This window comes from Litorimonas sp. RW-G-Af-16 (assembly GCF_048319245.1).
In the GTDB taxonomy this organism is placed as follows: Bacteria; Pseudomonadota; Alphaproteobacteria; order Caulobacterales; family Maricaulaceae; genus Litorimonas.
On sequence record NZ_CP166993.1, the window covers coordinates 2,240,392 to 2,262,039 of the forward strand.

Sequence of the window (21,648 nt, forward strand, 5' to 3'; positions counted from 1 at the left end):
TAGTCAGAAAAAATAAGCCCCCACTCGAAAGTGAGGGTTAATCGTTATAAATTGGCTGAGTTAATTAATTCAGACCTATCAGCTGGACTGCGGCGTCACGGAAATTTTACCGTTTTTCAGATCAATCAGTAGCGCCATGCCGTCCATAACTTTGCCAGCCAAAATCTGTCTCGCTAGCTCATCTTGCACGTTTTTTTGAATCACACGCTTGAGCGGCCGTGCCCCATAAGACGGATCATAGCCTTGATCGCCTAACCATCGGCGGGCGGTATCTGACAGCGTGAGCGTAATTTGCTTATCGCGCAGCCAGCCTTGCAGTCGACCCATTTGAATATCCACAATCGCGCCCATGTGCTCTGGCTTGAGACGCTCAAACAGCAATATCTCGTCGATCCGATTGAGGAATTCTGGACGGAAATGTGCGTTGACTTCGGCCATCACACCAATCTGCGCTGCGTTAACATTGTCGCCATCTGCGAGATTCAGCAAATGCTGCGCTCCGATATTAGACGTCATAATAATCAGCGTATTACGGAAATCCACAGTGCGTCCCTGCCCGTCCGTCAACCGACCTTCATCTAGGACTTGCAGCAAGATATTGAACACATCGGGATGTGCTTTCTCGACCTCGTCAAACAAAATCACCTGGTAGGGTCGACGCCTCACGGCTTCTGTTAACGCACCACCTTCATCATAGCCGACATAGCCTGGCGGCGCTCCGATCAAGCGTGAAACAGAATGTTTTTCCATATACTCCGACATGTCCATACGCGTGATCGCGGAATCATCGTCAAACATAAAGGCTGCTAGAGATTTGGTTAGTTCAGTCTTCCCAACCCCTGTTGGGCCTAAGAACATGAAGCTACCAATAGGGCGTTGTGGATCGCGCAGACCCGCCCGCGCACGACGCACGGCATCCGACACGGCGGCCACCGCTTTTTCCTGCCCGACAACACGCGCTTGCAACACACTTTCCATCGAGAGCAATTTATCCCGCTCACCTTCTAGCATTTTTTCCACAGGCACCCCTGTCCAGCGCGACACGATCGACGCGATGGCCTCTGGCGTGACAGTTTCAGATGCGAGCGAAGCCGTGCTATCGTTATCGGCTTCAAGCTTTGACATTTGCTCTTCCAGCGCGGGAATATCCTCGTGCTGTAATCGTCCCGCAACTGCGTAATCACCGCGACGGACAGCGTCTTGTAGTTCAAACCGGGCTTGTTCTAGCTGCTCTTTGACGTCCGTTGCACCGGCTAGCTTAGCCTTCTCAGCCTGCCAGCTTTCAGTCATTTCCGCGCTTTGGCCTTCTAGCTCTTCGATCTCCGCCTGCCGCTTTTTAAGGCGCTCTTGCGAAGCATCGTCTGTCTCCTTGCGTAAAGCTTCGACCTCGATCTTGAGCTGCACCAAACGACGGTCAATTTCATCAAGCGCCTCTGGTTTACTATCAACCTGCATACGCAAACGACTGGCGGCTTCATCCATCAAATCAATCGCTTTATCAGGCAAAAAACGGTCCGTAATATAACGGTGCGAAAGCTGCGCCGCTGACACAATCGCGGCGTCTGAAATACGAATTCCGTGATGGACTTCATATTTTTCTTTCAAGCCACGCAAGATTGAGACTGTGTCTTCCACAGTGGGCTCTGTCACGAATACGGTGAGGAAACGTCTTGCAAGCGCCGCATCTTTTTCAAGATGTTTGCGGTATTCATCCAATGTCGTTGCGCCAACGCAATGCAACTCACCTCGCGCCAAAGCAGGCTTGAGGAGGTTAGCCGCGTCCATGGCGCCATCAGTTTTACCTGCCCCAACAAGCATGTGAATTTCGTCAATAAAAAGAATGATCTCTCCACTCGCTTGCTCAATTTCTTTCAGAACAGCTTTCAGGCGTTCCTCAAACTCACCGCGATATTTCGCACCCGCAATCAGTGAACCCATGTCGAGGGCGAGCAGTCGCTTACCTTGAATGGACTCTGGAACGTCACCCGACACAATGCGGTTGGCCAAACCCTCCGCGATCGCCGTTTTACCGACACCCGGTTCTCCAATCAGGAGGGGTTGTTCTTCGACCGTCGCGAGAGAACTTGCATTGTGCGGCGGATTTCCTCGTCCCGTCCTATAACAGGATCAAGCTTTCCATCTTTCGCCGCTTGGGTAAGGTCGCGCGTATATTTTGCCAGTGCCTCGTATTGATCCTCGGCCGACTCTGACGTGACAGGGCCGTCTTGTCTCACAGACTTAATCGCTTCTGTGAGCGCGTCCTTCTTGACACCACCCGCACTCAAAACGACTTGCAAAGCCTTATCTGCGTTCAATACGGTTGCCAGTAAAAGCCGCTCTGTCGTCACAAAGGCATCGCCCGCGGCTTTGGCAGACTTCTCTGCATTGGCAAAAACCTTTGCCGCGGCGTTCGACAAGGAAAGGCCCGAACCGCCCTCGACGCGCGGCAGCTTCGACAAAGCTGTCTCTATGTCTTTGTCTAATACGGCAAGATTCGCCCCCGCCATTTGCAGAAGATTTCTAGGTAGCCCGCCATCTTCTTTTAAAAGTGCAAGCATGATATGCGCTGGCATAATTTGTTGGTGATCACGGGTGATCGCGTCCGTTTGTGCAGACTGGATGACCGCTCGACCCCGTTGGGTATAAGCTTGAATATCCATGATATTCCCTTTCTAAATAATCGGTGTGGCGGCGATCCGCCATATCTCACACACTTAGATAGGAATTTATTCTGACCCTTCAAGGGGAGGAAAAGGAGTCAATAGAGAGCAAAAGTCGTAGATTTTTTATCAAAAGCTGTAACCGAGGCACAGGTAACAAAAATCGGAGATCACGGCGTTTTCTCCAAGTCTGTTATATTCATGAGACGTGTGTCTGATCTAGACGAACACTAGTTGAATAGTGCATTATCGCTCCAAATAGATAGTTTAAAGCTATGTTTTTTATTAAATTATTGTATTATTTTTATAGATGTAAGTTAGATATCTAGTTATATCAAAACATTGAGAGAGTACCATGAAATCCAAACTATTAGCCATTGCATCTTGTTTCGCACTTGTCGCATGCGCCACTGAGGATACTGCGCAAAAGCAAGACGTCGAAATGTTGAAAGCCGACTCGAGCGAAATCTGCACGAATATGGGGCCGCAAACGCCTCGCGATATTTCTAATCTATCAGGCAAAAACTTGATGGACTTTGCGATGGCACCAGCAGCCACAGAAATGAACTTGTGCAACATTCACACGCACACAAACGCCGAACACAAAGGCCCGGGCTTTAGTGTTTTCGTCAATGATAGCGACAACGGCGGTTACGCCTGTAACGACGCTGACAGCTTGACGGCCGCTGAACTTACTGATCCGTTCGCAGGGAAAGGCGCTCATAAAGGCGTGGCACCTGGCGATACGATTGAGGTGCATTGGGTGCATACGTCATGCGACATTGAGCCTGGTGAAGGCCTGGGTTCATGCCTTAGCGATACCTGCACAGATCCACTCTTGCGGGTGGAAACACAGGTATTCTTAGTCGTCAACGACCCTGTGAACGCGCTCGACTTCACAACAATGGACTATAAAGGTATTGCAGCCAATGGCATGCATCAAGCTGGCGCCTTGCCAACGGATACGGGCACGCCCGTTGTCTTCCGCGGATCGACGACTGGCCCAAGCTACACAGAAGCTACCTGCTCCCCGATGAAAGTCACTTGGAGCGTGCGTCCGCAATGTGCGCGCGTTGACATCAGTTCGCTGCACAAGTGGGCTGAGCAAGGCAATGTCTTTAACGAGACGAAGTCCCACGGCGTTCGCCAGTTGGTTACAGCTCCGGAGTTGCTATCCCCTATTCAATAATGTCTTCCCTGACCTATTGAGACACCTCGCTCAGCAAATCCCTACTGTTCCCAATATGTGGCGGTAGGTGTTTGTTGAGTATTTTTTTGACTGAATTTTGGACTTATTCTGCGGGTTGAGGCGCACCACGCATAGGCTCACCGTGATCAGAATTAGGCGTGTTTTCTGCCTCTTTTTCAAGTCGCCTTGCAACATCTTGCGGAGAGCCTGTGCCGCGCGCAATCAATGCATAAGCGGTCGGCACGAATAAGACGCAGACAAGTGCCGCAGCTATCACACCAAACAATATGACCACACCAATCGCGGCCCGCGTTTCTGACCCAGCGCCACTTGAGATGAGTAGCGGGATCGCGCCCGCCGCAGTTGTCAGTCCCGTCATTACAATCGGACGGAAACGCGTGATCGCGGCCTCTTTAATGGCCGCATTAAATTCCATACCCTCATCTCGCAGCTGGTTTGCAAATTCTACGATGAGAATCCCGTTCTTCGCCGCCAAACCAATCAACATGATCAGGCCAATCTGCGTATAAATGTTCAGCGAGTTGCCTGTGAGCCAAAGCCCCAATAACCCGCCCGCCACTGTCGCTGGCACACACAGAATAATTATGATCGGATGGCGGTAGCTTTCAAACTGAGCCGCGAGCACCAAGAAGACGATGATAAGTCCTGTCGCAAAAACGAATATGATCGACCCGCCAGATGTTTTAAAATCCAGAGATTGCCCTTTGAAATCAATCGACGCTTCCTGCGGTAAAACCTCTCTCGCGGTCGCTTGCATTGCATCCAGAACATCGCCCAACGCCGCGCCGTCTTCTAAACCGGCCGAGATTGTAATCGCTCGCACGCGGTTATATCGGTTGAGTGTCGCGCTATCGGCGCGCGCTTCAATCGTCACAAGGTTCGACAATGGTATTAAGCTGCCAGAGCGGTTGGAACGCACATATATATTGGATACATCGTTAGGATTATTCTGCTCATTCCGCAGACCTTCCAGAATTATATCGTATTCCTCGCCCTGATCGATGTAGGTCGTAACACGTCGTGAGCCCAGCATCGTCTGTAGCGTGCGGCCAATATCGTCGACAGTCACACCGAGGTCTGCAGCACGTTTATAATTAATTTCAATCCGATATTGCGGCTGCGTTTCTTTGTAATCCCAGTCAATATCTATGAGGCCTGGATTATTGTCTTCCAGGGCCTTAACGAACACATCTCGCCACTCCGTTAGTGTTTCATACGAGGGCCCACCCAGTACAAATTGGACAGGCTTACCCGTGCCGCCGCCAAGGCCTTGCCGCACAATCGCAAAAGCCTGAATACCTGGGAGGTCAGACAAATTGCCATTGATCTCATTGATGATATCTTGCGCAGGTCGCCGTACCGCCCAGTCGTTGAGAACAACAATGACAAAACCCCCATTGAAGGAGTTCCCGCCAAACCCTGGCGCTCGAATGAGCAAACGGTTCATCTCTGGCGCATTGCCATTTTGGCTCTCCGTATAGGGCAAAAGCCTACGCTCTATTTCGTCCATATACCTTTCCATATAGGCATAGGACGCACCCTCTGGCCCACGCACCCTAACAAAGAAACCGCCACGATCTTCAATTGGGACATATTCCTGCTGAATATTATTTACGCCGTAAACCGCCCCGCCGAGCAGCCCAACAAGAATAAGTCCGACCAAGATAGGGCGCTTCAACAAACGGTCGATCAACCAGCCATACCCTTTTGTAACTTTCGCAAATATCCGATCAACAGCTTTCGGCAAGGCAGATAGGAAGTTCGTCTTATCGCGGTTTTTCATCTTGATCAGCTTAGACGCCAACATCGGAGTCAGTGTCAGCGCGAGCAAGCTTGAGAACACAACAGCCGCCGCAATCGTCAAGGCAAACTCTCGGAAAAGACGGCCAATATCACCTTGTAAAAACGTGATAGGCAAAAAGACCGCGATCAAAACTAATGTTGTCGCAACCACTGCGAAACCGACTTGCCGGGTTCCCCGATAGGCCGCCACCAAAGGGGTTTCGCCCAAATCATTGATCCGCCTGACAATATTTTCCAACACAACAATCGCGTCATCCACGACTAAGCCAATGGCCAAAACCAAAGCGAGTAAGGTCAGTAAATTAATGGAAAGTCCCAATGCCAACAAAATGATGAACGTCGCGGTGATTGAGATGGGAACTGTAATCGCAGGGATAATTGTCGCTCGTAAACTGCCAAGAAACAAAAATATAACGAGCGTCACGAGGCCCACAGCAATGGCTAAGGTCGTGTAAACTTCTCGGATTGACGCAGAGATAAAGACGGAGCTGTCAAAGCTTTTTGCGATCACAATGCCTTCTGGGAGAGTTGCGTTCAGCCGATCTGCTAAATCTCGCGCCCCCTGCGCAACGTCGACAGTATTCGCGGTGGATTGCTTGATGATACCCAAGCCGACCATAGGCACGCCGTTTCCGCGAAACATATTTCGGTCTTCTAAGGTGCCGCGCTCCACGCGCGCGACATCTCCTAATCGGACTAAATACCCGTCATCGCCTTCCGCAATAACTAATTGCGCAAAATCATCAGATGTCCGAAAGGCCCGATTGAGGCGGAGCGTGTAAATACGCTGATCAGACTCCAGATTACCCGCGGGGGCTTCAATATTCTCAGATCGTAAAGCGCGCTCAATATCGGCTGCCGTCAGATTGCGAGCCGCCAATTTGCGGCGGTCTATCCAGACCCGCAACGCATAATTGCGCGACCCACCAACACGCACACGCGCCACGCCGTCCAGCGCTGAGAAGCGGTCTACGAGGTAACGGTCCGCATAATCGGAAAGTTCTGGAACCGTCATATTATCGCTGGCTAAATTCAGCCAGATAATCACGTCATCATTGCTATCGGCTTTTTCAACCTCTGGCGGCTCTGCTTCCTCTGGCAGGTTATCGAGAACGCCAGAGATGCGGTCGCGAATATCATTCGCTGCCACATCAATATCTTGGTCAATGCCAAACTCAATACTGATCCGCGACCGTCCGTCAGAACTGGTCGAGTTTATAAATCGGATACCTTCTACACCCGCAATACGGTCTTCGATGATCTGCGTGATACGCGTTTCAACGATTGATGCAGAGGCACCAGGATAGCGCGTATCAACAGAGACAATAGGCGCATCAATATCTGGATATTCCCGCAATGACAGCCGGTCAAAAGCAATCACACCAAAGATGATGAGAACAAGTGAAATAACTGACGCGAAGACGGGCCGTTTCACGGAAATGTCAGAGAGGATCATTGTTATGGTCTCTGGCTAGTGCTTGACATCCCAGGATTTGACCCGCTAGCAGTATTACGCATTTGCCCTTCTTGAGAGGGCTTGAGCATAGAGATATCTTCAATTTTGATTTCGCCCCCATCCCTTACACGAATGATGCCCTCTGTAATAACCCGGTCTCCTGTGCTTAGTCCTGATAGCACTTCAAGATAACCTTTCTCCAACGCTCCAACTTTTACCTCCACGCGTTTTGCGGTCAGCTGACCTGTCGTTTCGTCCACCTTAAAGACGAAGGTTTTAGGACCGACGGGCTGAATAGCTTCCTCGGGAATAGCGAGATTTTGGCGTGGATTTGCAGTCAAAACAATCTCCATGAACATGCCAGACATTAGGACGCGGTCTGGATTAGGTAGCGTCGCGCGCACGCGAACAGATCTTGTGACAGGATCGATCGCATTATCGATTGTCGCAATCGCGCCTTCAAATGTCATGTCTGGCAGATCATCTGTGCGTGCTGAAACTTTTGTGCCAGGCTTCAGCGAGCGGAGAAATGTTGACGGCACAGAGAATTCAAGGTTCATCTCGCTATCATCAATCAAACGCGCCACCACGTCGCCAGCCCTGATAAATGATCCAACACTGACTTGGCGAAAACCCAGTACCCCGTCAAATGGCGCAACGAGAACACGGTCTTTCTGGCGCGACTGTACGGCCCTGAGTTGCGCATTGGCGGCGTTCAAATCACGATTTGCTTCATCTAGCTCTGCCTGGGACACTGCATTACGTTCTGCCAAACGCGCAATACGTTCCAGTTGCTGACGCGCCTCATCGGCATTGGCTTCGGCGGCTTCAGTCAAGGCAATCTGTTCGCGTTGCGCGAGAGACAATAGCGTCTTGCCTTTGCGCACACGCTGGCCGTCATCAAAGTAGAGTGACTGCACGCGGTCCGCCGTATTCAGGGTCAGATCGACAACTTCATTGGGCTCCAAAGTCCCCAAGGCTTCGACTCGCACAGCGAATTCGCGTTCGGCGACAGGTTCAACAAACACGCTGGCGGGGCCGCGTTGCGCCTGCGCGACGGAAGAAAGCCCTAGCGTCACGAGCATAGTGAGAATGAGGATATATCTGCGATAGGTCATTGCTATTCTACTTTAGGTCAAAGTTTTCAAAACGGTTGGCACTCAACATTATTATTCAATGCCGCCAAGCTCTTTATACGTCAGAATTGTCAAACGAGTCGTTTGCAATCGATTCTCTGCTAGCCGATCCTCAGCTGCCAATAATGTGCGTTGCGCGTCTAGCACGTCCAGAAAGTCGTCAACGCCTTCCTCAAACCGCAACTGCGCTAACTCTTCGGCGTCCCTCGCTGCATTAACAGCGCGCGAAAGGTCTTGCTGTCGACGCGCTTCATTTTTTGTGTTGGACAAGGCTGCTTCAACATCCGCTAGGGCTTGTAGCACAGTCTGCTCATACACACGATAGGCCTGCTCGGTTTGTGCATCTGCAATGTTGATGTCCGCCCGAACGCGCCGTAGGTCTGGACCTTCCCACCGCAACGCAGGGCCAACCCCAAACCCAAAGCTCGAGAGCTGATCAAGACGGTTACCCGCCCCAAATAATGCCAGAATATCAGCGTTAAAAACCACTGTCGGGAATAGTCGAGCGCGCTCTACATCACTGAGCGCCAACAAGCGCGCGATCTCTGTTTCCGCGAGACGTATATCAGGTCGGCGGCGCAGCAAGTCTTCAGGTGACCCCATCGCAAGACCATTAGTCAGCGAAGGAATGGGTCGTGCATTTTGTTTGAGGCTCAGCAACTCAGAGTTAGGCTCTGTCGCAGATGATCCGATGAGGACAGCCAGGCGACTGATTGCGCTCTCTATCGTTGCCTGAAAGCGGGGCAGATCGGCGAGTGTTGTGCGGTATTGTGCCTCCGCTCGACTAACGTCCAAGGCTGTTGCGCGACCATTATTAAGAAGGGTTTGCAGCAAGTCCAAGCTCTTCGCCTGCGCTTCCGCATTATCTTGAGCCACAGTGAAACGTCGCTGTGCGCCTCGTAAGTCCACGTAAGCCAAAGCCGTCTCACTACTGACGATAACAGCTACATCGCGGCGAGCCTGTTCCGCAGCCTCCACGTTTAATTCGCTCGCTTTTATCGCAGCTGCAATTCGGCCAAAGGCGTCATATTCCCAACTCGCGCCGAGGCCGCCTGAGGCCGTGCCAGTCACGTCTCTATTAGGGCCAGTGGATCGGCCAATTTCTACGCCAAGCGTGGTCTGCGTTGAATAGCTCGTCTCGAGCGTTTGCCGCGCCAGACCTGCACGCGCTACGGCGATGTTAGCCTCTGCCACATCTAGTTGTCGGTTCTCATTTAAGGCCCGCTCAACAAGCTGCGTTAGAATGGGGTCGTTAAAGCCAGTCCACCACTGCGTCGCCATAGGCAGTGATGCGCCTGATGCGTTGAAAAATTGTGTTGGCGCACTCGTATTCAGAATTTCAGTTGGCGAGGCATCTGGCTTTTCTGGCACAGAAATCGTCGCGCAGGCGGACAAGCTAGTCGCGAAGGCTAGTCCTATCGCAGAGGTTTTCATAAATTTATTCACAATGTTCTCTCTGACGCATGGTGTTGTTACGGCGCAGCAGGGCGAAATGATTGTTATTTGCGGTGACACTTAGGATTGATAGTCGGCCGAAATGCACACGACAAATCACGAATAAATGATATGTCGGGCCATAAATTTAATCTTCGTCATCGAACTCAAAATCTGGCAATGCTTTAAGCGCTTTTTTGAGTGCTTTTCCCCAACTGTTAGAAATATGCCACACATATTTGTCATCGCGGTTAAACCGCCGCGTGACCCCGATGGTCAATGAGTCTGCTTCATACGTCATCAAATCTAGAGGCAAGCCCACAGATAAATTTGCTTTTATCGTAGAGTCGAAGGACACAATCAGTAATTTGACCGCGTCCTCGAAACTCATATCAGGGTCTTGGGCCCGGACTAAAATAGGGCGTCCGTATTTGGTTTCGCCGATTTGGAAAAACGGTGTGTCATTCTCGGCTTCGATAAAATTACCCTCGGGATAAATCAGGAAAAGCCTCGGCGACATACCCTTGATCTGCCCGCCAAGTATAAGCGTGGCGTTAAACGCCGAAGACGCCGATTGGCCCGTGTCCGAATTCGCTTGGATAACCTCCTTGAGAGTATCGCCAATCAAGCGTGCGACTTGGAACATGGTTGGCGCGGCCAGAATAGATGGATTGCGATCTTCGGGAACTTTAGAGCGTTCGTCCAACAAGCTAACCAGCGCTTGCGTAGTCGCCAAATTACCAGCCGTCATCAGAGTAATGACGCGCTCACCCTCAATCTGCCATGTGTGCATTTTCTTGACAGTCGCAATATCATCAACACCCGCATTGGTGCGGGTATCAGACATGAAAACAAGTCCCTGATTGAGGCGAAGGCCAACACAATATGTCATGATTTATCTCTTATTGTTGAACTTGGACGTCGACAGAAATCGACTCGTTCTGGCCGCCAAATGTAAGACCCGAGATAGGCGCTGCGTCGGAATAATCAAGTCCTGTTGCCACACGCACATAACGGGCATCTGGTGATATTTGGTTGGACACGTCAAAGCCGACCCAGCCTAAATCCTGAATGTGGACTTCTGCCCAAGCATGCGTGGCGTCCTGTGCAATGCGGTCATTCATCATCAAATATCCGCTGACATAGCGCGCGGGGAATCCAGATTGCCGCGCGGCTGCGATAAAGATGTGGCTGTGGTCTTGGCAAACACCGACCCCCGCCTTGATGGCATCTTCTGCTGTCGTCATAGAATCTGTTGTGCCAGTTTCGTAGCGTACATTTTGCCCGATTGCTGCGGAGAGGGCATGTAGCTTTTCTAGCTCTGTCCCGTCATGTTCTGCCAGTCGCTGAGCAAGCGCAGCAATCCCTTTTCCTGGTTCGGTCAGCATTGTATCGCGAAGGTAAAGCCAGAGCGGAGCATACCCCCTATGTGGCCCTACAATGCCGTGTTGATCGGTCATGTCCACTTGCCCTGCTGACGTTACGGTCAAATGCGTTGATCCTGCATCAAGGCTGATTAAATGGGTCAGGTTATCATTGTAATCTGTGAAAATGGCTTCGCACTGCCCACCTTCAAAATGAATATCCCATACCTTAATAGCCTGCCCAGTTTGTGACTTCGGTGTCAGCCGAATTTGCTGCAGACCATATTGCGGCGCTTCGTCGAAACGGTATTCCGTTTTATGTGAAATATCTAATATCATGACTATCCGTAAAAGCTGTAGTCGGTTTCGATTTGCAAAGCGAGCGCCCGATTTTGATCGAGGAAGGAGGTAATAAATTCATGCAATCCCAGACTCATAATGCTGTCAATCGTATGACGCTCCAAACTCGCAAGTAAGTCGGCGGCGAGGTCTTGGCTGGGGTGATGTGCTGCGTATGCCCGGCTTAGATGCCCTAAATTATGCGCGATTTCCCACTGACAAAATGCGAGGGAGCGCGGCATAGACCGATCAAGGATCAGGAAGTTCGCAATGCCCTTGGGGCTAATCGCGCCCTTATTAACCCAGCGGTAGGAGCGATTGGCGGACACGGCACGCAAGATAGTTTCCCACTGCACATTATCTAGCGATCCACCAACAAGCGATACAGACGGCAGTAGCACATGATATTTAACGTCAAGAATTCTCGCCGTATTGTCGGCTCGTTCGATAAACATGCCTAAGCGGGCAAAATCGAAAATATCGTTGCGTAACATCGTCCCTTGCAAAGTCCCCTCAACCAGCGCTGTTTGACGTTTAATGAGGGCCAATATTTCTGGCAGAACCTTTGGAGCGATCGGATTTTTTAAGGCGTCGCATATATTGAGCCAAGCTTCGTTCACCGCCTCCCACACCTCTCGTGTCAGGGCTGTTCTCGCAGTTCTCGCATTAGACCTCGCCAAATCAATCATAGACCTCACGCTGGCGGGATTGTCGCGATCTCGCAGAAGGTAATTGATGACGGACGACCCATCATAACTTTCATGGCGGGCTTCATAATCCCCCTCCATGCCTGCGGCTTTAATAATAGATTGCCATTCATCTTCAGCTGATTTTGATCGGGTCAGCGCAATGTAGAACCCTGCCTCTGTCAGCCGCGCAGTATTCTCACACCGCTCCATATAGCGGAACATCCAGAAAAGACTGCCTGCTGTTTTGCCTAGCACCGCCCTAGTCCTCCAAAACCCAAGTGTCTTTAGTCCCGCCGCCTTGGCTGGAATTGACAACGAGTGAGCCTTTTTTCATGGCAACGCGCGTCAGGCCGCCTGGCGTCGTCATAATTTCATTCGAGCCGACCAGCACAAAAGGCCGTAAGTCGACATGGCGCGGTGACAGACCTCCCTTTTCTAAGATCGGTGTTGTCGAGAGAGCTAATGTGGGCTGCGCAATATAATTGTCGGGATCATTGATCAGTTTCTTGCGAAAGCGCTCGATCTCTGCCTTTGTCGATGCAGGCCCGACGAGCATACCGTAACCCCCCGATCCATGAACTTCTTTGACAACTAATTCAGGCAGATGCTCAAGCACATATTTTAGCGAATCCGCGTCCGAACACCGCCATGTTTCGATATTGCGTAGCAAGGCCTTTTCACCTGTATAAAATCGTACAATGTCTGGCATATAAGAATAAATCGCTTTGTCATCGGCAATGCCTGCACCTGGTGCATTGGCAATCGTGATGCCGCCTGCGCGGTAAATATCCATCACACCAGCTATTCCCAGCATCGACTCTGGCTTAAAGTTGAGCGGATCAAGATAGTCGTCATCGACCCTGCGGTAAATTACATCAATAGGTGTGTAACCCTGCGTTGTCCGCATGCAAACTTTACCTTTGCGAACTCTCAAGTCATGACTTTCGACCAGTTCAGCCCCCATTTGATCAGCCAAAAAGGCATGTTCGAAATAGGCAGAATTATGAATTCCCGGGGTCAAAACTGCAATCACAGGCTTACCGTCGCACTTTGGCGGGGCGCAAGCTTCTAGCGATTGGCGGAGCATTTGCGGATAATTATTGACCCGTTGAACCTTGTTCTTTGAGAAAAGCTCAGGGAAAATTTGCAGCATCGTTTCCCGGTTCTCGAGCATGTAAGACACACCCGACGGCGTGCGGGCATTGTCTTCTAGGACAAAGAAATCATCTGCCCCTGTGCGGACTAAATCCACACCTACAATGTGCGTGTAGACTTTGCCCGGCGGCGTCACCCCTATCATTTGCGGTAGATAGGCATCATTATTTTCAATCAACGCACTGGGAATTATGCCAGCTTTCAGAATTTCTTGACCATGATAAATATCGTGCAAGAAAGCATTGATGGCTCTCACCCGTTGCTCGATGCCGCGAGTAAGATGTTGCCACTCGCGCGCTGCAATGATGCGAGGAATGATGTCAAAGGGAATAAGTCGCTCATCCGCGTCCTTTTTGCCGTAAACATTAAACGTGATCCCCGTGCGGCGAAACACAGCCTCAGCCTCAATCATTTTTCGCTTCAGCAGTTTCGTGTCTTGGCTAGAAAACCAATCATGATAGCTTTGATAGCTCTCCCGCGGCTGATCCCCTGCAAGCATTTCGTCAAAAAATTCCATAAATCCCCTTTAGCTAACCCTATACTGACGGTCGCAAACTACAACAGAGTAACGACGGATAGCCTTTGGCGTTCCAAGATTGCACAATTTCGGGGCAGCAGGGCGTGTATTTTGAAACCAATATCGAACCCTTTCAGTGGAAATCACTTTCGAATTATGGTTTAGCAAATCATGGACAATGATTCCTCCCACTTCGAATTGGATGCCGTGCTGCACACTTTGGTGGACGGCGTCATCATGATTAATGGCAAAGGGGAAATCGCCAGATATAATCCAGCCTGCGAAAAAATATTCGGATATAAGTTTAGCGAAGTTGAGGGGCGAAACATACGGTGTTTAATGCCAGAGCCCTACCGTGAAAATCACGATGACTATATTGCAAATTATCAATCATCGGGAACCGCAAAAATTATTGGTATTGGTCGAGAGGTGTCAGGCAAGCGCAAAGATGGCAACATTTTCCCAATGTATTTATCCGTTGGTGAAATCCCAAATGTCAAAGGCCGAGCCTATGTCGGAATTATTCGGGATTTAACCCTAGAAAGGCAACGCCAAGAAGAATTTGAACACCTACAAAACGCTCATTTCCACCTTTCGCGTGTGTCAGCAATGGATCAAATGGGGGCTGCGATTGCGCATGAACTTAACCAGCCCTTGACCGCGATCATGAATTATTTGGATGCTGGCGTCACAATTCTGGCGCGCCCGAAACCCCCGATCAAGCGCTACTATCTTCCCTGATGCAAAAATCGTCAGACCAAGCTGACAGAGCGGCAAAGATCCTAGCTCGGTTGAGAAAGTTTATTGAGACAGGCGATCTTGAGAAGAAGATGGTGGCGCTGGACGCTGTCATTCATGTGGCTGCTGACCTCACGCTTCCCCAATTCAAAAATACGGGAATTGAAATCATATTTGAGATTGAAGATAATCTACCAAAATTGCTCATTAGTGATGTTCAAATCCAGCAAGTCATGGTCAACTTGATCAAAAATGCTTGTGAGGCTATGATGGATACGACTCCGAAATTGCTACAAATTATAGCCGTACAGGACGACGATCAGCATATTAAAGTTGGCGTTATAGATACGGGTAAAGGATTGAGCGAAGAAGATTTCGCAACTCTCTACAAACCGTTTTCAACAGATAAGCAGGGCGGCTTGGGCGTCGGGCTATCGATCAGTCGATCCATAATTGCTAATCATGACGGCAAGTTTTGGGCCGAGCGCAACGCACCGCAAGGGGCGTGTTTTTATTTTACTCTGCCAACTGCATAAGGAAACAGCATGGCACAAACATCCGTTTATATCGTTGATGATGACGAGGCTGTGCGGGACAGTCTCAACGTCCTGTTGCTCACCCACGACTATAACCCAAAGCTCTATCCGAGTGGTGAAGCTTTTATTGAGGCTGATCTCGGCTCAATCACAGGACCGATCCTGCTTGATGTGCGGATGCCAGAGCCGCGATGGATTGGAGATTTTAAAAATCGCATTATCGCGCAATCCTACGCTCAAAGTCATTATGATGAGTGGTCATGCCGATGTTTCCATGGCGGTCCGTGCCTTAAAAAACGGCGCTACGGACTTTATTGAAAAACCGTTTTCGGCTAAAGACATGCTAGTCGTCTTGGAGTTAGCTACCGCGAAGGTGGAAAATAACCCGCCCCTATCTGCAACGCAACAAGAGGCGCGGGACACATTGGCAAAGTTGACGCCACGAGAATCTCAAATTGTATCGTGCTTAGTCAAAGGCCAGCCCAATAAAGTTATAGCACATGAACTTGGTATCTCAGTTCGCACGGTCGAAACGCATCGTGCGCATGTGATGAGCAAGCTGGACATCCGCTCTCTATCAGACCTCGTCAAGCTCTCGCTAGCGGCTGAATAAGACAAAGCGAGTTACGGTCAAATGACGATTGTTTTGACCCGCGTCAATTTCTTTAAATTTGAAAAATATACGCTACAATGATTCTAGCAGCGTCTGATTTAACATGCACACAGCCGATCCAAAAACCGTATACATTATTGCGTGTGATAAAGACCTGTCGCAATCAATGAGATGCCTGCTTGAGGCCCACCTCAATATCGTCAAAGTTGTCATCAGGGCAGAACGGGCGCTCACGGATATTTCATTTCGAGAACAAGATATTATTGTGCTGGATTTGGATAATGGCGAAGCGGAGCCGTATCGTTTGCTCAACCACTTGATGTCGTCCGTTGTCCGTCCCGGCATCATTCTAACAACCGCACTCAAATCTGCGCTTAAACCAAATGACACGTTTCTAGGCAGTCGCGTCGAATTATTGTTTCACCCTGTGGCGCCAAAACTCCTCCTTAAAGCCCTAGATCACTTATCTTTACGATCCGCATATACGTAATATTACCTAAGTAATCTCCCTCTCTAGAATTTGTTCACCGCGGCCATAAAACTTGTCTCATAATAATGTGATCAAGGGTATGAACATGGCTGGCGTGAATTACGACACTGCGATAAAATCTATTGAAGCACAGTCACAGACTGGTCAGGGCTATCAAAACATGTGTCGGGCGCGCGGACGTATTTTGCCTGACAAAGCAAATTTATATCATCAAGGAGATGAGGCAGAGGTTTTTTTTCGCGTCAATAGCGGCGTGGTAATGGTTTACCGCTTACTCGAATCGTCTCAACGTCAAATTTCCGGCTTCTACACAAAAGGCGATTTTTTTGGTCTATCCTCAAATGGTATTCACCAAGACAGTGCCGTCACAGTGACCACATCAAATATTGCCGCGCTGAGCATGAGTGATGTGCGTGAAAACATTGACCTGCAGCGCGACTTATTTGCCATGACTTGTAGCCAGCTTGAGGAAGCGCAGACCTTAATTACAACGCTCACAAAAAAAACAGCCTCTGAAAAGGTTGCGTCTTTTCTTCTCATGCTTGCAGATCGGCAAAAACGGGACGGTGAAAGTTTTGATATTCGTCTGCCAATGAGCCGTCTTGATATTGCCGATTATTTGGGCCTTACGATTGAAACTGTTAGCCGTCGCCTAACGTCGCTTAAATCGCAAGGCATCATCTCACTCCCTAATCGTGATACGGCTACAGTCTGCAAATATGGGCAGCTTCAAAGCTTGGCGGGCGTATAATAATTTACAGAAATAAAGTCTGATTTGATCAACCTCAAATTAGAACAATACAACAAGGCTAGTGAGACAGTATGCAAAATCTTATCGTCTCAGCTATTGTTTTGGGCATGACGGCAGCGCCGTTCTCCAGCGGTTTTCAGACATCGTCCACACAAGGATTTTGGGCTCCGATTTGCGGTAGCGGCTCTCCTGTGTGGATTGATCTAAGCTCGAAAGACAGTGAACGCGAGAACACACCGTTGCACAGCAAAGCCTGCCATGCGATTTGTTGTAAGCGAGAAGATGGGCAAAACATCGACGCTGACAAATCAGAAAGCTAGCGCTTAACTCGCTCCTTCAGCGGGCGGTCATTGTCTTCTAAAATGCGGCTAGCATCCCCGCTCAGATCTTCAAATTGCCCACTTTTCATCGACCAGAAAAAGCCTAATAGCCCCGTCCCGCCGAGGATCAACGCGATCGGAATTAGCCAGAGCAGCGCACTCATGATACGCCCTCCGCTTCAAACACCGAATGATTGTTGCGGTGTAATCGTAGCGCGTTGAGCGTTACAATTAGTGACGATCCCGACATAGCAACCGCCGCAATTAACGGATTAACAAACCCCAGCACAGCCAAGGGAATAGCGATGAAATTATACCCCACCGCAAGCGTGAGGTTTTCTACCACCCGCCGCTGCGCTGCGCGGGCTATGTCGATGGCGACAGGCAAACTGCTTAAGCGGTCGCCTTGCAAAATAATATCAGCGGCTGACCGAGACACATCTGCAGCGCTGGCAAGAGAAGCCGAGCTATAACCCGCTGCCAGGGCGGGCGCGTCATTGATCCCGTCACCGACCATGAGCGGATAACGACCCTCTATCCCCCGCGTCTGAATTATTTGCATTTTCTGTTTAGGGGATACGCCTCCCTTGGCGCGCGACAATCCAAGTTCGTCTGCCACATCTTTGACCACAGCCGCCGCATCGCCTGACAACATTTCAACCCGCAATCCTTGATCTTGCAATGCCGCAATCGTGTCTGCAGCATCCGCTCTGGCCATATCAGTAAATGCTAGGCATTGGGCGGGACGGTCGTCGATTTTCAACCATACAGATGAATGGCGAGCAGCAGGTTCTGCGGCTTCGCCAACTAATTTGGCAGACCCGAATCTTACAGTGTGACCCGAAACTTTGGCACTCAACCCTTGCCCTGCAATATCGACAACATCTTTGACATCTAAATCAGACGCATAAGCGTGCAGAGCGCGCGCCAGAGGATGCGTCGACTGCTTAGCGAGAGCGGCTGCAATCGCAAGGTCGGTTGGTGCATTATCTGCTGCATTCAGCAAATTAAATTGCCCCGTTGTTAGCGTTCCTGTTTTATCAAAAATCACTGTTTTGGTCTTGGCCAGTCGTTCGAGGGCATCCCCCGATTTGACCAATACACCCGCCTTAAACAAACGACCCGCTGCCACGATTTGCACAGCCGGAACAGCCAAGCCAAGCGCGCATGGACAAGTTATAATTAACACAGCAATCGCGTTCAGGGCCGCGACGCGCAGGTCTCCGCCGACGATCATCCAGCCAATGAATGTCAGCGCAGCAACGCTGTGTATGACTGGCACATAAGCGCGGGCGGCCTTGTCAGCGATCCGCACGAAGCGGCTTTTATTTTGCTCACCCGCCTCGACCAGTGCGGTGATTTCCGACAAAAAGCTATCGCTATGTTTCGCGATCGCTCGAACCGTTAGCGGTGCACCCAAATTCGTGGTTCCTGAGTATAGCGTATCGCCAGGCCCGAAACTCTGCAGCTTGGTCTCGCCCGTAGCAATCTGCATATCAATGTCTGACTGCCCACTTTCAATGATGCAATCGACTGCAATCCTCTGGCCCGCAGGAATCAGCAAGCGGTCGCCAGGATGAATATCGCGGGCGGGCACAGTCTCAATCACGCCAGTGTCAAGTAAACGGGTCGCTGACGTGACTTGCATCGCCGCGAGACGTCGCGCCGCCTCCCCAGTGCGCAGGCGCAAACGTGCATCCAGAAAACGTCCTATCAATAGCAGAAATAGCAACATGACGGCCGCATCAAAATAGGTATCAGGATTGCCTTTGACGGTCTCGTAAACGGAGAGGCTACACGCCAACAAGATTGCGAGAGAAATCGGCACATCCATATTTGTGCGCTTATTCTTGAGCGCAGCCCAGGCAGACCGAAAGAAAGGACGTCCAGCATAAGCGACCGTTGGCAGAGCAATCGCAGCTGATATCCAGTGCAAAAGCGTGTGCGTTTGTGGACCCATATCGGTCCCGCCTGACCACACCGCAATAGATAGCAACATGACGTTCATGGCAGCAAACCCTGCAACGGCCATCGCGCGCAACAAAGCTTTGCTTTCCGCTTCGCGCCCATCATCTGATTGCGTGATGTCATATGGCGCTGCGCCAAATCCGAGCTTTGAAAGCGTTTGGGCAATGACAGAAGCTTGCGATTTATCGCCCGTCCATTCGACACGAAGGCGCAGGGTAGATAAATTCATCCGCGCAGTTTTCACACTCGCAATCGCGCCAACGCCTCTTTCGATTTTTGTTAGACAGCCACCGCAATGCGCGCCTTGTACAATCAGATCAATTCGCTGATGGCCCTCTTCTGTACTTTGTACATACGGCGTCAAATCCAGCTGCACAGATAAAGGATCTATCTGCGCGACAGGAATATTTTGGAGACCAGATGGGCAACCCGTTGCCGCCGTGTCCGATAGACGAATGGGGTCAAGCGCACCCATGGTTAGCGCACGCGAACATCATGCTGAAACGATAATCTATCCGTCCCACGAACGGCCTGAGCCTTGAGCGTGTATTGCCCTGGTGGCCCAGAAATAAGTGCCGTCAGGCGGCCTGCACCTGTATCTTCAAATGTCAAAGGTTGATCCAAGGCCGTATCAATGCGGTGATGCAAAGTGCCCGTGACGTCAGCGCGCGTCAATGCTCCGCCGTCTGCATCAGTTAGTTTCAAGATTAGGGTTTGATCACCCGCGATGTTATCAACAACATTCGCGCGAACCTCCCAACCGAGCTGACTCGCCTCTGCGCGGGCCTCAATGGTCTGGTTATACTCTAAGCCTTGACGATAAGAACCCTTGACATCTTCGCCGCGAAAAGACGTCACAGCCTGATAAATAAAATAGCCATTCACGGAAATGAGGATCACAAAAAACGATAGCAAAATAACAAGAACATGCCCCCCGTTTAATTCCCAACTTGCTTCCTTTTCTTGAGCCATTACTTCGGCCCTCCGCTAATAAAGATGGCTTTCGCTGTCGTGCGATTGCCTGTTTCAATATCTTCTAGCAGAAAATTGAAATCAGTTTTTTGATCTAGGCCCAAAATATCTGATTCTGCGATGTAGATTTTGAAATCAGATGTTTCGTCGGCGGGAACTTTAAACTCAAGGCTGGCATCACTGCGCTGTCCTGCAATGGTCACGACAGGGCTGGGCAGCGTGTCGACGGCCAATTTGAATGTCCGGTCTGTTGTTTCCTTATTCAAGATTTTGATCGTGTAGCCATTGCGGATAGACCCGTCAGAGAGCTGCACATAATTGGGTTGTCGATCGCGTAAGACATTCATGTTCAGTGTTGATCGGGTCAATAAAGAGTATAGCATTAGCACTCCCACCGCGGCGAACAGAACTGCGTAAATGACGGTATGAGGGCGCACCAGATTAAATCGCGATGGTTCACCTTTTAGGCGGCGCTGCACATTTGCATCTGTATCAAACGCTATTAGCCCTTTGGGTCGGTCGATCTTTTCCATGATCTCGTCGCACGCATCAATGCAAAGCGAGCAGCCGATACATTCAAGTTGCAAGCCGTTGCGAATATCAATTCCAACCGGACACACGGCGACGCATTGACGACAGTCAATACAGTCGCCGCGGCCCTCCCACGTGGCTCCCTTTTTATGCGGGCCGCGTGGTTCCCCCCGATCATAGCGATAGGTTACATTTAGCGCTTCTTCATCGATCATGGCGGCCTGAATCCGCGGCCAAGGGCACATATATGTGCAAACTTGTTCGCGCATATGCCCTGCCAAAGCATAGGTTGTCGTCGTCATCAAAGCGGCAAAGACATAGGACGTCATGGGTGCGTGACCCGTCAGGAAATCACGGGCCAAAGTCGGGGCGTCATGAAAATATAAAATCCAAGCTCCGCCCGTCGCTGCCGCAATCAAGACCCAAACAATATGCTTACTCGTTTTCTTGAAAATTTTTTTGACCGACCAAGGTGCTTTGTCGAGCTTCATGCGGGCATTGCGATCGCCCTCAAAAAACTTCTCTACTTGAATAAATAAATCCGTCCAGATCGTCTGCGGACACGCATAGCCACACCAGACACGCCCAAAAAGTGACGTGGCCAAGAACAACCCTAGTGAGGCGAGGATCAAAAGCCCTGTGATATAATAAACTTCCTGTGGCCAAATCTCGATGAAGAAGAAATAGAAACGCGCATTTTCAAAATCAACAAGGACCGCCTGATTAGGCTGCCCCGGGCCTCGGTCCCAACGAATCCAAGGGGTGATATAATAAATGCCCAAGAGGACGAATAATGCGAACCATTTGATATTGCGGTAAAACCCGTGGGCCAGCTTTGGATAGAGCTTAGTGCGTTTGACGTAGAGGCTTTGCGGGGTAGAGGGCGACGTTGCCACCCCACGGGATTGCTCTACGCCTTCGGCGACTTTCTTCCGTGGGGGAGTATTGTCAATAAGGGTGGTCATA

At 50.3% G+C, this 21,648-nt stretch carries 19 protein-coding genes and 1 pseudogene; 8 read left to right on the plus strand and 12 right to left on the minus strand.

From position 1 onward, the window contains the following. Positions 1–78: 78 nt before the first annotated feature. Positions 79–2,660, minus strand: a pseudogene (gene clpB / locus AB8615_RS10945) (ATP-dependent chaperone ClpB). Positions 2,661–3,015: 355 nt separating this feature from the next. On the opposite strand from clpB, the gene AB8615_RS10950 reads away from it, so the two are divergent. After that, entirely contained in the window at positions 3,016–3,849 is an 834-nt protein-coding gene (locus AB8615_RS10950; protein ID WP_409432622.1) for a delta-class carbonic anhydrase, read from the plus strand. Positions 3,850–3,952: 103 nt separating this feature from the next. Here the strand turns inward: AB8615_RS10950 and AB8615_RS10955 are convergent, their stop codons facing one another. The 7 genes from AB8615_RS10955 to AB8615_RS10985 all read right to left on the minus strand — a co-directional run bounded on the left by AB8615_RS10955 (position 3,953) and on the right by AB8615_RS10985 (position 13,763). Then, complete coding sequence (locus AB8615_RS10955; RefSeq protein WP_409432623.1) at positions 3,953–7,129, minus strand: efflux RND transporter permease subunit; 3,177 nt, start codon at positions 7,127–7,129, stop codon at positions 3,953–3,955. 2 nt (positions 7,130–7,131) lie between these two features. Next, positions 7,132–8,247, minus strand: coding sequence for an efflux RND transporter periplasmic adaptor subunit (locus AB8615_RS10960; protein ID WP_409432624.1), 1,116 nt, complete (start codon positions 8,245–8,247; stop codon positions 7,132–7,134). Positions 8,248–8,298: 51 nt separating this feature from the next. Continuing rightward, entirely contained in the window at positions 8,299–9,711 is a 1,413-nt protein-coding gene (locus AB8615_RS10965) for an efflux transporter outer membrane subunit (protein WP_409432625.1), read from the minus strand. Positions 9,712–9,847: 136 nt separating this feature from the next. Continuing rightward, complete coding sequence (locus AB8615_RS10970; RefSeq protein WP_409432626.1) at positions 9,848–10,591, minus strand: peptidase; 744 nt, start codon at positions 10,589–10,591, stop codon at positions 9,848–9,850. A gap of 10 nt (positions 10,592–10,601) precedes the next feature. After that, a complete protein-coding gene (locus tag AB8615_RS10975) occupies positions 10,602–11,402 on the minus strand; it encodes a transglutaminase family protein (RefSeq protein WP_409432627.1) in 801 nt (266 codons plus the stop codon). Positions 11,403–11,404: 2 nt separating this feature from the next. Continuing rightward, positions 11,405–12,346 (minus strand): alpha-E domain-containing protein, encoded by a 942-nt coding sequence (locus AB8615_RS10980; protein ID WP_409432628.1) that lies wholly within the window; start codon positions 12,344–12,346, stop codon positions 11,405–11,407. Positions 12,347–12,350: 4 nt separating this feature from the next. Beyond that, on the minus strand, positions 12,351–13,763 hold the full coding sequence (locus tag AB8615_RS10985; RefSeq protein WP_418152376.1) for a circularly permuted type 2 ATP-grasp protein: 1,413 nt from the start codon (positions 13,761–13,763) through the stop codon (positions 12,351–12,353). Positions 13,764–13,934: 171 nt separating this feature from the next. Here AB8615_RS10985 and AB8615_RS10990 point away from each other — a divergent pair, with 171 nt between their 5' ends. The 7 genes from AB8615_RS10990 to AB8615_RS11020 all read left to right on the plus strand — a co-directional run bounded on the left by AB8615_RS10990 (position 13,935) and on the right by AB8615_RS11020 (position 17,211). Next, the gene (locus tag AB8615_RS10990) at positions 13,935–14,504 is read left to right on the plus strand and encodes a PAS domain S-box protein (protein ID WP_418152377.1); all 570 of its coding nucleotides are present in this window, start codon (positions 13,935–13,937) and stop codon (positions 14,502–14,504) included. Further along, a complete protein-coding gene (locus tag AB8615_RS10995) occupies positions 14,504–15,037 on the plus strand; it encodes a sensor histidine kinase (protein ID WP_418152378.1) in 534 nt (177 codons plus the stop codon). The genes AB8615_RS10990 and AB8615_RS10995 overlap by 1 nt, the downstream gene beginning before the upstream one ends. 9 nt (positions 15,038–15,046) lie before the next feature. Continuing rightward, positions 15,047–15,355: a hypothetical protein gene (locus tag AB8615_RS11000; RefSeq protein WP_418152379.1), complete on the plus strand. Its 309-nt coding sequence runs from the start codon at positions 15,047–15,049 to the stop codon at positions 15,353–15,355. Further along, entirely contained in the window at positions 15,249–15,650 is a 402-nt protein-coding gene (locus AB8615_RS11005; protein WP_418153094.1) for a response regulator transcription factor, read from the plus strand. The genes AB8615_RS11000 and AB8615_RS11005 overlap by 107 nt, the downstream gene beginning before the upstream one ends. Positions 15,651–15,816: 166 nt before the next feature. Next, complete coding sequence (locus AB8615_RS11010; protein WP_409432632.1) at positions 15,817–16,140, plus strand: hypothetical protein; 324 nt, start codon at positions 15,817–15,819, stop codon at positions 16,138–16,140. Between the two features lie 85 nt (positions 16,141–16,225). Then, the gene (locus tag AB8615_RS11015; protein ID WP_418152380.1) at positions 16,226–16,891 is read left to right on the plus strand and encodes a helix-turn-helix domain-containing protein; all 666 of its coding nucleotides are present in this window, start codon (positions 16,226–16,228) and stop codon (positions 16,889–16,891) included. 71 nt (positions 16,892–16,962) lie between these two features. Beyond that, positions 16,963–17,211: a hypothetical protein gene (locus tag AB8615_RS11020; protein ID WP_409432634.1), complete on the plus strand. Its 249-nt coding sequence runs from the start codon at positions 16,963–16,965 to the stop codon at positions 17,209–17,211. Here the strand turns inward: AB8615_RS11020 and ccoS are convergent. From ccoS to ccoG, 4 genes are read right to left on the minus strand one after another with little or no spacing between them, the layout of a single operon-like run. Then, positions 17,208–17,375, minus strand: a complete 168-nt coding sequence (gene ccoS, locus AB8615_RS11025; protein ID WP_409432635.1) for a cbb3-type cytochrome oxidase assembly protein CcoS — start codon at positions 17,373–17,375, stop codon at positions 17,208–17,210. The two genes, AB8615_RS11020 and ccoS, sit on opposite strands and share 4 nt — an antisense overlap. After that, complete coding sequence (locus AB8615_RS11030; RefSeq protein WP_418152381.1) at positions 17,372–19,654, minus strand: heavy metal translocating P-type ATPase; 2,283 nt, start codon at positions 19,652–19,654, stop codon at positions 17,372–17,374. Before AB8615_RS11030 ends, ccoS begins: the two co-directional genes overlap by 4 nt. 2 nt (positions 19,655–19,656) lie before the next feature. Then, positions 19,657–20,151: a FixH family protein gene (locus AB8615_RS11035; protein WP_409432637.1), complete on the minus strand. Its 495-nt coding sequence runs from the start codon at positions 20,149–20,151 to the stop codon at positions 19,657–19,659. Then, on the minus strand, positions 20,151–21,647 hold the full coding sequence (ccoG, locus tag AB8615_RS11040; protein WP_418152382.1) for a cytochrome c oxidase accessory protein CcoG: 1,497 nt from the start codon (positions 21,645–21,647) through the stop codon (positions 20,151–20,153). Before ccoG ends, AB8615_RS11035 begins: the two co-directional genes overlap by 1 nt. Between the last annotated feature and the right edge of the window lies 1 nt (position 21,648).